Genomic DNA, 12741 nt, shown 5'->3' with positions numbered 1-12741 from the left:
CCCACTGGATTTTCGATATTCATCATCCGACAGGAACAACGTGACCACCACTTCGGAACCGCTGGTCCTCACCCAGCGACGGATCTGGATCATCTTCTCCGCACTCATCGCGGGCATGATGCTCGCCAGCCTGGACCAGACGATCGTCTCGACCGCCATGCCCACGATCGTCGGGCAGCTGGGCGGCGTCGAGCATCAGGCGTGGATCACCACCGCCTATCTGCTCGCCGTCACGATCGTCATGCCGATCTACGGCAAGTTCGGCGACGTCTTCGGGCGCCGGCATCTGTTCCTCATCGCGATCGGCATCTTCACGCTCGCCTCGGTGGGATGCGCGCTCACCGACGACTTCTGGACGTTCGTGATCTTCCGCGCGATGCAGGGCCTCGGCGGCGGCGGCCTGATGATCCTGTCGCAGGCGATCATCGCCGACATCGTGCCCGCGAGTGAACGCGGGAAGTACATGGGTCCGCTCGGTGCGATCTTCGGCCTGTCCGCCGTCGGTGGCCCGCTGCTCGGTGGTTTCTTCGTCGACCACCTGAGCTGGGAGTGGTGCTTCTACATCAACATCCCGGTCGGCATCGCCGCGTTCGTCATCACCTGGATCGCGCTGCGTCTGCCGACGAAGAAGCCCACCAAGAAGATCGATGTCCTCGGCGTCGTCGCACTCTCGCTCGCCACGACCTGCCTGATCTTCTTCACCGACTTCGGTGGCGACGCCGAGCGCGGCTGGGACGATCCGCTGACCTGGGCGTTCGGAGCAGGACTCGTCGCCTTCGCGTCTCTGTTCGTGCTCGTCGAGTCGCGGGCGCAGGACCCGATCATCCCGCTGTCGTTGTTCCGCAACTCGATCTTCGTCAATGCCACCGCCATCGGTTTCGTGCTCGGCTTGGGTATGTTCGCCGCCATCGCGTTCATGCCGACCTTCCTGCAGATGTCGTCGGGTACCTCCGCTGCGGTCTCGGGTCTGCTGCTTCTGCCGATGATGGCCGGTCTGATGATCACCTCGATCGGGTCCGGTCTGGCCATCACCAAGACCCAGCGGTACAAGATCTATCCGATCGCGGGTTCGCTGATCACCGCCGCGGCCATGCTGTGGCTGACCACGCTGGAAGGCGACACCTCGCTGTGGGTGATCTGCTCGATGCTGTTCGTCTTCGGCCTGGGCTTGGGTCTGATCATGCAGGTCGTGATCCTGATCGTGCAGAACGCGGTACCCGCCGACGAGATCGGGACCGCCACGAGCTCGAACAACTACTTCCGTGAGGTCGGTGCTGCTCTCGGTGTGGCGATCTTCGGAACGATCTTCACCAACCGGCTTTCGGAGAAGCTCACCGAGGTCTTCACCGCTGCGGGTGCGACACCGGAGCAGGCCGGCCAGGCCACCGCGACCGTCGACCCGGCAGCAATGAAGCTCCTTCCGGACCCGGTCCGCGAAGGCATCGTCGATGCCTATGCCGACTCGCTGGCCCCGGTCTTCTGGTACCTCATCCCGTTCCTGCTCATCGCCTTCGTTCTCGCGTGCTTCATCAAGGAGATCCCACTCTCCGACGAAGCTCTCATGGTCGCGCGCGGTGAGGCGGTCGCCGACCCGACGAAGCCGACGAAGAACGACACCGCCGTGATCGTCGACGAGTCGGAGACGAGTGCGGACACCGCAGGGAGCGGTTCGACACACACGTGATCGAATAGGGCCCTGCATCGAGTGAGGGAAGGGAGACGGCACGTGGGAGGAACGATCACACCCGTCCGTGTCAGGGACGTGGTGATCGGCGAAGGCACACCCACGATCGTCGTTCCTGTCATGGGCCGCACGCCCGCTGCGCTGCGGGAGCAGGTCGCCGCGGTGGCCGGGCGGGCGGACGTCGTCGAATGGCGCGTCGACTTCTTCGACCGCATCGACGACATCGCCGCAGTGGCCGAGCAGGCCGCCGGCCTGGCCACGCAACTGCAGGGCACCCCGCTGCTCGCGACCTGCCGGACCGCGAACGAAGGCGGCCAGGTCGAGATCTCGGACGACGCCTACGCCGACCTGACGGTCGCGCTCGCGGAGAGCGGCGCGGTCGATCTCGTCGACGTGGAGTATCGCCGCGACCGTGCTGCGGTCGACCGGATCGTCGCGGCGGCACACGCCCGCCATGTCGCGGTCGTCGCGTCGAATCACGACTTCGACGCCACTCCTCCCAAGGACGAGATCGTCGCGCGGTTGCGGGAGATGCAGGACCTCGGCGCCGACATCTGCAAGATCGCCGTCATGCCCCGCACGACCGGCGACGTGCTCGTTCTGCTCGACGCGACGCGCACGATGCATGAGGACTACGCCGACCGCCCGTTGATCACGATGTCGATGGGCGGTCTCGGCGTGCTGTCGCGAATCGCCGGTCAGGTGTTCGGATCGGCAGCAACATTCGGGATGGTCGGTACCGCCTCGGCGCCGGGCCAGATCGACGCCGACGAACTGCGCTCGGTCCTCGAGTTGCTCGACCGTTCGCGCTGATCATCCCAGGGCAGCGAGAGCGAGTCCGGCCGCTGCCGCGGCGAGCGTGGTCCCGAGAGTGCCGAACGCGATCACGGCCGCGCCCGCGTAGCGGCGTTGCGCGAGCAGGCGTACCGAGTCGATGCTCGTCGTACTGAAGGTCGTGTAGCCGCCACAGAATCCGATCCCGGCGATCGTGAGCATCGTCGCGGATGCGCCGTGGAACACCACGGCACCGGTCAGGATGCCCAGCAGCAACGATCCCGTGACGTTGATCAGGATGGTCGGCCACGGCAGGATCGCGGCGAATCGGGCGCGCAGTGCACTGTCCACGACGAAGCGCGCCACGGCACCGGCGCTGCCGGCCAGCGTCACCCACACCGCGATCATCGTGCCGCACCCCGGCGTTCCCCGAGCCACGCGCCCAGCGCCACACCGATGCCGGTTGCGACCAGGCCGGCGAGCACCGTGCCCAGCGCGTAGGCCGCCGCCGCCACGAAGTCGCCGGCGCGGAGCAGCAGATCGGTATCGACGGCGAGCGCACTGTAGGTGGTGAACGAGCCCAGCGCGCCGGTACCCACACCGAGCCGGACCGCACGACGCCAGGAGGTTTCAGGGCCGACCCGGACCAGCGATTCGAGCAGTATCCCGAGCAGCAGAGCGCCGGCGATGTTGATCGTGAAGGTCGTCACCGGCCACGTGCCGCTCTCGACCGGGAACAGCCGTCCGAGTCCGAATCGGGCGGCGGTTCCGGCCAGTCCGCCCACCGCGACAGCCACCAGCGCGGTGGGCTGCAGGTGTATCGCCTGCGCAGGCGAACTCCGCTGCGGCTCGGAGGGATCGACCATTCGGTGTTCCTTCCGTAGGCACCTCGGGAATCTCGGTCCGGACGGCCCGCATCGTCGGATGGCGATACTGGGAGCACCGTACGGTACGGTAGGAAATGGTGTGCCGGGAAGTCTGGTCGGCGAGTCGTATTTCGCCGTCGATCCGGAGGTCACCGTGTTCCCGTTGCCGCTACGCGCAGCACTTCTGAGTTCCTCGCCCCTCGAGTCGATCGCAGTTCCGGCTGCCCTCGCCGGCTAGCGGTCGTCGAGGGACGCACTCCGATGCCCGATATGTTCTCCGGCCTGCCCTGGCTGTCCCGAGGTTCCTGGGAGGAATCGCGCCGCGTGGCCGACATCCTCCGCAAGGAGACCGTCGGGGGAATTCTTCTGCTGATCGCTGCGATTGCCGCGTTGATCTGGGCCAATACCTCATGGTCGGACTCCTATCACGCGGTGCGCGACACCACCTTCGGCCCCAGCGGCCTGCACCTGGACCTGTCGCTGGGGACGTGGGCCGCCGACGGTCTGCTCGCGGTGTTCTTCTTCGTGGTGGGCGTCGAACTCAAACGCGAGTTCATCGAAGGCGACCTGCGGGACCTGCGCCGCGCCGCGATGCCCGTCACCGCTGCACTCGGCGGAATGATCGTGCCCGCACTGATATTCGTCGCGATCAACATGCGGGGCGGCGCCGACGCGTTGAACGGGTGGGCGGTACCGACAGCCACCGACATCGCCTTCGCCGTGGCGATTCTCGCCGTCATCGGCACGCACCTCCCCTCCGCCCTTCGCACCTTCCTGCTCACCCTCGCCGTGGTCGACGACCTGCTTGCGGTCACGGTGATCGCCGTCTTCTACACCGACGATCTGAACCTGCTCTATCTCGCCGGCGCACTGCTGCCCTTGATCGCCTTCGGGTTCGCCCTGCAGCGCGGCGTGAATGCCTGGTGGTTGCTGCTCCCCCTCGCCGCCGTCACCTGGTGGCTCGTGCACGAGTCCGGCGTGCATGCCACGATCGCAGGTGTCCTGCTCGGATTCCTCGTTCCGATCTCCCGGACGGTGGCCGGTAAGGCGGTCCCCGTCGCCGAACACATCGAGCACCGAATCCGGCCGGTTTCGACGGGATTCGCCGTTCCGGTCTTCGCGTTCTTCGCCGCGGGAGTCACGGTCGGTGGCTTCGACGGGTTGGCGGGCGCTCTGACCGATCCCATCTCCATCGGGGTGATCGCCGGACTGGTGCTCGGCAAGGTGGTGGGAATCTTCGGCGTCGCCTATCTGGTCGCGCGGTTCACCGGTGCCCGCCTCGACGACGAGCTGAGCTGGACGGACGTACTGGGTGTGGCGTTGCTCGGCGGTATCGGCTTCACCGTGTCGCTTCTCATCGGCGATCTGGCCTACGGAGCAGGAACCGTGGCCGCCGACCACGTGAAGGTAGCCGTGCTGTGCGGATCCGTGCTCAGCGCGGCCCTCGCTTCGATCGTCCTCACCGCCCGTAACCGCGCCTACCGCCGAATCGCGGCACGAGAGCGGATCGACGAGGACGGTGACGGTATTCCCGACGTCTACCAGGGTCGATGAGCAAGACGATCCGGGTTCGGCCGCTGCCGCGCATCCTCATCACCGCTGTTCTCGTCGATCGCGCTTCGTCGTCGCCCGTCAGGAGGCCAATGTGAACTGGACGATCTTCGCCGTCTTCATCACCGCGTGGGTGCTGATCGGGCTGGCCACCGGAATCTGGATGGCGCGGCGCGGACACGACCCGCGATGGACGCTGATCGCCGTGATCCTGGGGCCACTGTTCATTCCGGTTGCGTACGAGCGCGTCGAACGCCGGCCCCGATCGGTGTCCTCCGAGCCGATCGCGATGTGGGGATCCGAACCGGATGGAACCGGCAGTCTCCGGGTCATGGTCGGCATCGACGGCTCGGCCGAATCCGACCACGCATTACGTATTGCGCGGCGACTGTTCGAGCCCGGCGGCGGCGTGCTCGAACTCGTCGCGGTGGTGTCGTACGACGACGGCGGAAAGGACGAGACGGAAGCTCTTCACGTGGCGAAGCAGCGACTCGCAGCTGCTGCCGCCGCCATGGAGAGCACCCCGGTGGGAATGACCGTTCTCGCCGGGCCCGCAGGGGAATCCCTTCGCTGGTTCGCGGGGGAGCGCGGCGCCGATGTCCTCGTGGTGGGGCGACGTGGTCGTGGCATGTCCAACCGGATCCTGGGCAGCGTCGCCGAACACCTGTCCGGACACTGCCCGATACCCGTGCTCGTCGTCGCACCGGAAGACCGCTGACGGCCCGAGACTCAGTCCTCCCACAAGTCCAGCACGGTCGTGAGAATCTCCTCCGACGCGCCGAGACCACCGAGGTGGCTCTCCCCCGGCAGGTGGTGGAAGCGCGCGTCGGGCAGCAACTCGACCATGTGCAGGCCGTGTTCGATCGGGATGATGTGGTCGGTGTCGCCGTGCCACCACCGCACCGGCACCTTCACGTCGGAGACCCGGAATCCCCAGTCCCTGGTGAACACGACGATGTCGGCGAAGGGCGCCGCCATCTGGCGGCGGCTGCCGTTGAGCAGATCGTCGAGGAACATCGCCTTGAACTCCGGCCTGGCGAGCAGGCGGCGGTCCGCCTCGGGTGAGAGTCGCCCGTACAGGTCGATGATCGGCGACGCGAAAGGACGCACCACCCGGATCGCGGCACTGACCGCCGCACCGATCGGGATCCCCGCGTTCTGCAGCGCGGGCGCGACGATCGTGCCCAGCTTCATGAGGTTGCTGCCGATCGCCTCGGGACCTACCACCGGCGCCACGCCACCGAGGACAGCAGCGGCCACGACGCGTTCCCGCAGCGCATATGCCGCGGCGAGGGTGTAGGGGCCACCGCCCGACAGTCCGACGATCGCCATGCGGTCGACGCCGAGGGTATCGGCGACGATCCGCAGGTCGTCGCTGAACGCGAGAACGTTCTCGTAGATGTGCGGGGTCGACGAACCGATCCCCGGCCGGTCGATGCCGATGAGGCGGATGTTGCGCCGTTCGGCGAAGGCGCGTGCCTCGATGGGCACCTGCCGGCGCGCGCCCGGGGTGCCGTGCAACCAGAACACCGTCCGGCCCTGCGCAGACCCGAACTCGGCGAAGCCGAGCCGGCGGCCCTCCCCGACAGCCACGGTGCCTTCGAGTTTGGGGCGTTCGACGTCCATGGGCGTCAGCATGGCACGCACCCGCACGCGCGACCAGCCTCCATCCCGCGGACGAATCGACACAACGGACATGTGACGCGCGCTACATTTGATCTGACAACAGCCAGCCTCAGATGCCGACCGTCGGAGATGCGCCCGTGACGAAGATGCTCGCTCCCCCACCCCCCGGCCTCGCTCCCGTTCCGGGCGACAGCGGCCTCCCCTATGTCGGTTACGCGCTGAAGTACATGCGCGATCCCGTTGCGGCGTATACGCATCGATATCACGAACACGGACCGGTCTCGTGGTTCCGCTTCGCCGGCCGGCCCTGGGTGGTCCTCCTCGGCCCCGACGCCGTGGGGGCCGCCCTGCAGAACCGCGACCGGGCTCTCTTGAACGGACCGGGATGGCGCGCGCTGATCGGGCCGTTCTTCGATCGTGGGCTCATGCTGCTCGACGGCGAGGAACACACCGCCCACCGCCGCATCATGTCGCAGGCGTTCACCCGCGACCGGCTGGCCCTCTACACCGACCGAATGCACCCGTCGATCGAACGGACCCTCGACGGCTGGACTCCGCGTCCGGACTTTCGCGTCTACCCGGCACTGAAAGCGCTGACGCTCGGCCTCGCGACGGAGATCTTCATGGGCGGCGCCGAAGGATCGTCCGCGCGGGAGATGGACGAGGTGAACCGGGCCTTCATCGGGTGCGTCCAAGCAGCCACCGCCATCGTGCGGTATCCCCTACCCGGTACGCGGTGGCGACGCGGCATCGTGGGGCGGGCGCACCTGGAGAAGTTCTTCCGCCACTATCTCCCCGCCCGTCGCGCGGGTGGCGGCGACGACATCTTCTCGGTGTTCTGCCACGTCGAATCCGAAGAGGGAGAACGGTTCTCGGACGACGATGTGGTCAACCACATGATCTTCCTGATGATGGCCGCACACGACACCTCGACGATCACCCTGTCGACGGCGATGCAGTATCTCGGCCAGTTCCCCGAGTGGCAGCAGCGGTGCCGCGACGAATCCGACGCACTCGGGACCACCACTCCGAGTTTCGAGCAACTCGACGGGCTGACCTCGCTCGATCTGGTGATCAAGGAGTGTCAGAGGCTGGTCACCCCGGTGCCCGGTGTCGTGCGCCTTGCGGCCACCGACACCGAGATCCTCGGTCACTTCGTGCCGAAGGGCACCCTCCTCAATCTCGGTATGCACTTCTCCCACCACATGCCCGAATTGTGGCCCGATCCCGAACGTTTCGATCCGGAGCGGTTCTCCCCCGAGCGACGCGAGGACCGCGTGCACAAGTACGCGTGGGCCCCCTTCGGCGGGGGCGCCCACCGCTGCCTGGGCATGCACTTCTCGGGAGCCGAGATCAAGACCGTGCTGCATCACATGTTGCTGCGCTACCGGTGGCACGTTCCGGCCGACTACATCGCGCCCATGAACTTCACATCGCTGCCGTTCCCGAACGACGGGGGCCCGATCGACCTCCGAACGAGGTAGGCACAGCGTAGAAAAGAGGTATGTCGGTCGCCGACGAACTCGACGAACGATTCGTCGCCGCGGTGCGCGCCCTGGACGGGCACGCACCGCGATCGCGCCGAGCCGATCGGCACATCGCCGACGATCTGCTGATTCGCTACTTCGACGCCCAATTACAGTCGCGGCAAATCGATTTCGCATCCCGCACCATGCAGGAGCGCGGAGGGGGCTTCTACACCATCTCGTCGGCGGGTCACGAATCGAACGCGGCGCTCGGTCTGTGCTCACGGGTGACGGATCCCGCTCTGCTGCATTATCGTTCGGGTGGTTTCTATGCGGCACGAGCGTCGCTGGTCGAGGGCAGCACACCGATCCGCGATGTTCTCGCCGGGTGCGCGACGTCCACACTCGATCCGATCTCGGCCGGTCGGCACAAGGTGTTCGGGAACGCCGAGTTGAACATCGTGCCGCAGACGTCGACGATCGCGTCGCATCTGCCGCGTGCCGTGGGAATCGCACTCGCGCTGCCGCGTATGCAGCGACTCGGGCTCGAAACGGCATGGCCGGCCGACTCGGTGGTGGTGTGCAGTTTCGGTGACGCCTCGGCCAACCATTCGACGGCGGTCGGCGCCATGAATGCGGCCGCCTACTGCCGCCACCGCGGCTTGCCGCTGCGGCTGCTGCTGGTGTGCGAGGACAACGGACTCGGGATCAGCGTGCCCACGCCGGCGGGGTGGATCCGAAAGACCCTGTCCTCGTATCCGGGGATCGCATACCGGGAGGTCGACGGCGCCGACCCGGTGGCGATGCTCGCCGCAGCGGCCGAGGCGATCGACACGGTGCGCACGAGCAGAGCGCCGCTCGTGCTGCATGTGCGGATGGCGCGTTTCCTCGGCCATGCGGGCTCCGACGTCGAATCGGCCTATCGCAACCCTGCGGACCTCGCCGCCGATCACGCGCGGGATCCCCTGGTGGGCACGGCCCGGGAGATCCTCGCGCGCGGTGTTCTGGATGTCGCGGGAGTACTCGATCGCTACGAGCGGATGCGTGTAGCTGTCGCATCGGTCGCGGACTCCCTGCAGAGGCCGCCACGATTACGATCGGCCGCCGAGGTGATGCGCCCGCTCGACTCGGCGCTCACCCGGGTCGACGACGACCCGCATCCGGCCGGCGAACCGCTCACCCTCGCGCAGGCCGTCACCCGCACGCTCGGACATCTCCTCGAGGAGGATCCGCGCACTTGTGTCTTCGGGGAAGACGTGGGCCTCAAGGGCGGGGTCTACGGCCTCACCAGGGGGCTGCAGCAACGGTTCGGTCGTCTGCGCGTGTTCGACACGCTGCTCGACGAACAGACCGTGCTCGGGTTCGCTCTCGGATCGGCCGTGGCGGGGATGCTGCCGATCCCCGAGATCCAGTATCTGGCGTACCTGCACAATGCCGAGGACCAGTTGCGCGGGGAAGCGGCGAGTCTGGCGTTCTTCTCGGACGGGCAGTACCGCAACCCGGTGGTGGTGCGCATCGCCGGCCTGCCCTACCAGCGCGGGTTCGGCGGGCATTTCCACAACGACAACTCCGTCGCCGTCCTGCGCGACATCCCGGGCCTGGTGCTGGCCGTGCCGAGCGCTCCCGTCACTGCGGGCGCCCTGTTGCGTACCTGTACGGCACTGGCTCGGGAGGAGGGGCGGGTGTGTGTCTTTCTGGAACCGATCGCGCTGTACCACCGGCGGGACCTGTACGAGGAGGGGGACGGCCTGTGGCAACAAGTCCCCGACCCCGCCGGGCTGCCGCCCGGTTCGGTTCGCGTCTACGGCGACGGCAGCGACGTGCTGGTGGTGACCTTCGGCAACGGAGTGCCGATGAGCCTGCGGGCCGCGCGGCGCGCGGGCGTCGCGGTGACCGTCCTCGACCTCCAGTGGCTGTCCCCATTGCCCACGACCGCCCTGCTCGCACATGCCGAGGGGTTCGAGCGCGTGGTGGTGGCCGACGAGACCCGCCGCAGCGGGAGCGTCGCCGAGGCGATCGTCGCGGCGCTCGTCGACGCGTCCTGGCAGGGCCGGGTCACCCGGGTCACTTCCCGCGACAGTTACGTTCCGCTCGGGCCTGCGGCCGCGCACGTGCTCATGTCCGAGGACGACATCGTCCGGGCCATGCGCGATCGATGACGTCGCGTCAGCATCCCGCCAGAATTCGCGCCATGGCGTCGTGTTCGTCCTGGGTGACCCACAGTTCGTAGGCCGTCTTCACCTCGATCTGCCGCTCGACGTATTTGCAGTGGTACGAGCTGTCGGGCGGTAGCCACTCGGCGGCGTCGGAGTCGCCCTTGGACTGGTTGGTCGGTCCGTCCACGGCCTGGAGATTACGGGGATCGTTGGCCAGATTGCGTCTCTGCTCGTCGTCGAGATAGCGAGCGCCCTTCTTCCAGGCGTCCGACAGAGCCACGATGTGATCGATCTGCACGGCGGAGGACGTGTCGACGCCGCGCCGGAAGAAGATCTCCTTGCCGGTGTACGGATCGTGGAGGGTTCCGGTGCGAACGGTGCAATCCTTCGTCGCGGGTTCCAACGAGATGTCGACGAGGTCGCGCGCGAGGATGTCGTTGCGGGTGTCGCAGCCGTTGCGGCCGAGTCCGACCGTGACATTGTCGGTCCAGGCGGACCCGAAGAGATTCCGGTCGTATCCGTCCTGCGGTTCCTCGTCGCGCACCGGCAGGGCCGCCAGCGCTTCGAGGGCCTGCGAGGGATTCGCGACGACGACAGCCCCGGACTCGTCGTCGCTCGCCGGTTCGAGGAGGACGACGGCCACGGAGACCGCGATGAAACAGAGGATCCAGAGCCATCGGGGAACCGACGGCTTACGCGCACGCGCCATGTACTGCTACCGAGTCGTACTTGCTGCCGCTGCCTTCTACTGCGCCAGCGGGGGCATCTTCACGATCTGACCCGCATAGGAGAGGCCGGCGCCGAACGCGAGGAGCAGCGCCGTCGAACCCGCCTCGACCTGGCCCGTGCGCAGCATCTTCTCCATCGCGAGCGGGATGGAGGCGGCCGAGGTGTTGCCGGTCTCGATGATGTCGTCGGCGACCGCCACCGTCTCGGGCAGCTCGAGCTGCTTGACGATGACGTCGTTGATGCGCAGGTTGGCCTGGTGCGGGACGAAGGCGTCGAGGTCCTCGAGCGCCACGCCCGCCTTGTCGGCGATCTGCCGGGCGTACTTGCTCATCTCGAAGGCTGCCCAGCGGAAGACCGCGGTGCCCTCCATGATGATCCACGGGCGCTTCTGGTCGGGATTCGTCGCGAAGTCGACCCAGTCGGGTTCCTGGCGGATGGCGTTCCCCTGCGAGCCGTCCGAACCCCAGACGGTCGGGCCGATGCCCACCTCGTCGGACGGGCCGACGACGACGGCGCCCGCGCCGTCACCGAAGATGAAGCGCACCGAGCGGTCGGTGGGTTCGGTGGCGTCGCTCATGCGCTCGACACCGACGACCAGCACGTGCTCGGCAGAACCGGCGCGCACCAGATCGGAGGCCACGCCGAGGGCATAACAGAAGCCCGCGCACCCGGCGGCGATGTCGAGTGCGGCAGCGCCGCCGGTGCCGATGCGGTCGGCGACGAGCGCCGCAGCCTGCGGAGTCTGGAAGGGGTAGGTAGAGGTCGCGACGACGACGGTATCGATCTGGGCACCGGTGAGACCGGAGGCGACGAGGGCCTTCTCGGCGGCGCTGGTCGCCATGTCGACGACCGACTCCTCAGGGTGCTGCTTCGCGAAGCGGCGTTCCTTGATACCGGACCGCGACTGGATCCACTCGTCGCTCGAGTCGATCTGCTCGCAGATCTCGTCGTTGGTGACGATGCGCTCGGGCCGGTGCACGCCCAGGCCGAGCAGCGCGCTGTTCCTCAACGGGGCCGGGACAGCGATCTGTGCACCCATCAGACGACTCCTCCTCCTCGACGCACCGCTTGTCGGCACGTCGCATCCGGACGACGATACCGTGGGTCACGGTTTCGTCACAGAACCACCCCGACGATGCTCTCCCGTGACCCCGACCGCAACCGGGCGTCCCGTTCGCCGCGCCCGGGTTAGCGTCGCAGCATGGATGCTCAGGATTGGGACGAGAAGTATGCGGCGTCCGACCTCGTCTGGGGCGCGCCGCCGAATCCGGTGATCGTCGAACACGTGGCGTCGCTGCCGCACGGCCGTGCGCTCGATCTCGGTTGCGGGGAGGGTCGCCACTCGCTGTGGCTGGCGACGCGCGGCTGGGAGGTCGTGGGGGTCGATTTCTCCGAAGTCGCTCTCGACAAGGCCCGGCAGATCGCCGCGCAGGCGCCCTCACGTTCGCGTGATCGCCTTCGCTATGTGCGTGGAGATGTGACGGCCGACTCGTTCGGCGGCGAATATGACTTGATCCTCTCGGTCTTCCTGCATTTCTCTCCGCCACAGCGGAAGGCACTTCTCGAGAGGGCGATCCATTCACTGAAACCTGAAGGAATCCTCATATTCCTCGGGCACGACGCGATAAATCCGGAACAAGGTGTAGGAGGCCCCCAGGACAAGGAAATCCTTTACACCCCAGATGATCTCGTGACAGAAATCGACGGCCGACTGGAAATCGTGGCGGCGGAACGGCGATATCGGGAAACGGACTCGGGAACCGCGATCGATGCTCTCGTGGTCGCCCGAAAACCACCCCTTGGCAGTTAGTTGCCCGGCGAGTAACATAGAGATGTTACCGACGAGTAATAACTTGGGCGGTACTTGAAACCGGCTGGACCGCACCGCA

General features: G+C 67.1%; 13 protein-coding genes. 8 read left to right on the top strand and 5 right to left on the bottom strand.

Features of this window, described 5'->3' with window-relative positions; genetic code table 11:
* Nucleotides 1–40 precede the first annotated feature (40 nt).
* On the top strand, nt 41–1684 hold the full coding sequence (locus tag ABZ789_RS10190; protein WP_358422783.1) for an MDR family MFS transporter: 1644 nt from the start codon (nt 41–43) through the stop codon (nt 1682–1684).
* Between the two features lie 42 nt (nt 1685–1726).
* Entirely contained in the window at nt 1727–2497 is a 771-nt protein-coding gene (aroD, locus tag ABZ789_RS10185; protein ID WP_358422780.1) for a type I 3-dehydroquinate dehydratase, read from the top strand.
* Here aroD and ABZ789_RS10180 read toward each other — a convergent pair whose 3' ends face one another.
* Nucleotides 2498–2866: a CrcB family protein gene (locus ABZ789_RS10180; protein ID WP_358422777.1), complete on the bottom strand. Its 369-nt coding sequence runs from the start codon at nt 2864–2866 to the stop codon at nt 2498–2500. It abuts the gene before it with no gap.
* A complete protein-coding gene (locus ABZ789_RS10175; protein ID WP_358422774.1) occupies nt 2863–3324 on the bottom strand; it encodes a CrcB family protein in 462 nt (153 codons plus the stop codon). The genes ABZ789_RS10180 and ABZ789_RS10175 overlap by 4 nt, the downstream gene beginning before the upstream one ends.
* Nucleotides 3325–3424: 100 nt before the next feature.
* On the opposite strand from ABZ789_RS10175, the gene ABZ789_RS10170 reads away from it, so the two are divergent.
* From ABZ789_RS10170 to ABZ789_RS10160, 3 genes are all read left to right on the top strand, one after another.
* Nucleotides 3425–3562, top strand: coding sequence for a hypothetical protein (locus ABZ789_RS10170; RefSeq protein WP_358422771.1), 138 nt, complete (start codon nt 3425–3427; stop codon nt 3560–3562).
* Between the two features lie 32 nt (nt 3563–3594).
* Complete coding sequence (gene nhaA, locus ABZ789_RS10165; RefSeq protein ID WP_358423150.1) at nt 3595–4878, top strand: Na+/H+ antiporter NhaA; 1284 nt, start codon at nt 3595–3597, stop codon at nt 4876–4878.
* Nucleotides 4879–4969: 91 nt separating this feature from the next.
* Nucleotides 4970–5593: a universal stress protein gene (locus tag ABZ789_RS10160; protein ID WP_358422768.1), complete on the top strand. Its 624-nt coding sequence runs from the start codon at nt 4970–4972 to the stop codon at nt 5591–5593.
* An 11-nt stretch (nt 5594–5604) separates the two neighbouring features.
* On the opposite strand, the gene ABZ789_RS10155 is transcribed toward ABZ789_RS10160, so the two are convergent.
* The gene (locus ABZ789_RS10155) at nt 5605–6501 is read right to left on the bottom strand and encodes an alpha/beta hydrolase (RefSeq protein ID WP_358422765.1); all 897 of its coding nucleotides are present in this window, start codon (nt 6499–6501) and stop codon (nt 5605–5607) included.
* 137 nt (nt 6502–6638) lie between these two features.
* Between ABZ789_RS10155 and ABZ789_RS10150 the strand changes: the two genes are divergently transcribed.
* Nucleotides 6639–7985, top strand: a complete 1347-nt coding sequence (locus ABZ789_RS10150; protein ID WP_358423148.1) for a cytochrome P450 — start codon at nt 6639–6641, stop codon at nt 7983–7985.
* A 20-nt stretch (nt 7986–8005) separates the two neighbouring features.
* Complete coding sequence (locus tag ABZ789_RS10145) at nt 8006–10126, top strand: thiamine pyrophosphate-dependent enzyme (protein WP_358422762.1); 2121 nt, start codon at nt 8006–8008, stop codon at nt 10124–10126.
* A 7-nt stretch (nt 10127–10133) separates the two neighbouring features.
* Here ABZ789_RS10145 and ABZ789_RS10140 read toward each other — a convergent pair whose 3' ends face one another.
* Nucleotides 10134–10832: an HNH endonuclease family protein gene (locus ABZ789_RS10140; RefSeq protein WP_358422759.1), complete on the bottom strand. Its 699-nt coding sequence runs from the start codon at nt 10830–10832 to the stop codon at nt 10134–10136.
* A 36-nt stretch (nt 10833–10868) separates the two neighbouring features.
* Nucleotides 10869–11891 (bottom strand): beta-ketoacyl-ACP synthase III, encoded by a 1023-nt coding sequence (locus ABZ789_RS10135; RefSeq protein WP_358422757.1) that lies wholly within the window; start codon nt 11889–11891, stop codon nt 10869–10871.
* Between the two features lie 162 nt (nt 11892–12053).
* On the opposite strand from ABZ789_RS10135, the gene ABZ789_RS10130 reads away from it, so the two are divergent.
* On the top strand, nt 12054–12662 hold the full coding sequence (locus ABZ789_RS10130; protein WP_358422754.1) for a class I SAM-dependent methyltransferase: 609 nt from the start codon (nt 12054–12056) through the stop codon (nt 12660–12662).
* The last annotated feature ends 79 nt before the right edge of the window (nt 12663–12741 follow it).

Source organism: Rhodococcus sp. NPDC047139 (genome assembly GCF_040643435.1).
Classification (GTDB): Bacteria; Actinomycetota; Actinomycetes; order Mycobacteriales; family Mycobacteriaceae; genus Rhodococcus.
Note: the sequence above shows the minus strand (reverse complement) of the source record. Positions and strands in the feature narration are given on the sequence as shown.

What these genes read in the sequence shown, in the direction of transcription:
- ABZ789_RS10180 (WP_358422777.1), bottom strand. Translation starts at nt 2,866, where the DNA reads ATGATCGCGGTGTGGGTGACGCTGGCCGGCAGCGCCGGTGCCGTGGCG.
- ABZ789_RS10175 (WP_358422774.1), bottom strand. Translation starts at nt 3,324, where the DNA reads ATGGTCGATCCCTCCGAGCCGCAGCGGAGTTCGCCTGCGCAGGCGATA.
- nhaA (WP_358423150.1), top strand. Translation starts at nt 3,595, where the DNA reads ATGTTCTCCGGCCTGCCCTGGCTGTCCCGAGGTTCCTGGGAGGAATCG.
- ABZ789_RS10155 (WP_358422765.1), bottom strand. Translation starts at nt 6,501, where the DNA reads ATGGACGTCGAACGCCCCAAACTCGAAGGCACCGTGGCTGTCGGGGAG.
- ABZ789_RS10145 (WP_358422762.1), top strand. Translation starts at nt 8,006, where the DNA reads ATGTCGGTCGCCGACGAACTCGACGAACGATTCGTCGCCGCGGTGCGC.
- ABZ789_RS10140 (WP_358422759.1), bottom strand. Translation starts at nt 10,832, where the DNA reads ATGGCGCGTGCGCGTAAGCCGTCGGTTCCCCGATGGCTCTGGATCCTC.
- ABZ789_RS10135 (WP_358422757.1), bottom strand. Translation starts at nt 11,891, where the DNA reads ATGGGTGCACAGATCGCTGTCCCGGCCCCGTTGAGGAACAGCGCGCTG.
- ABZ789_RS10130 (WP_358422754.1), top strand. Translation starts at nt 12,054, where the DNA reads ATGGATGCTCAGGATTGGGACGAGAAGTATGCGGCGTCCGACCTCGTC.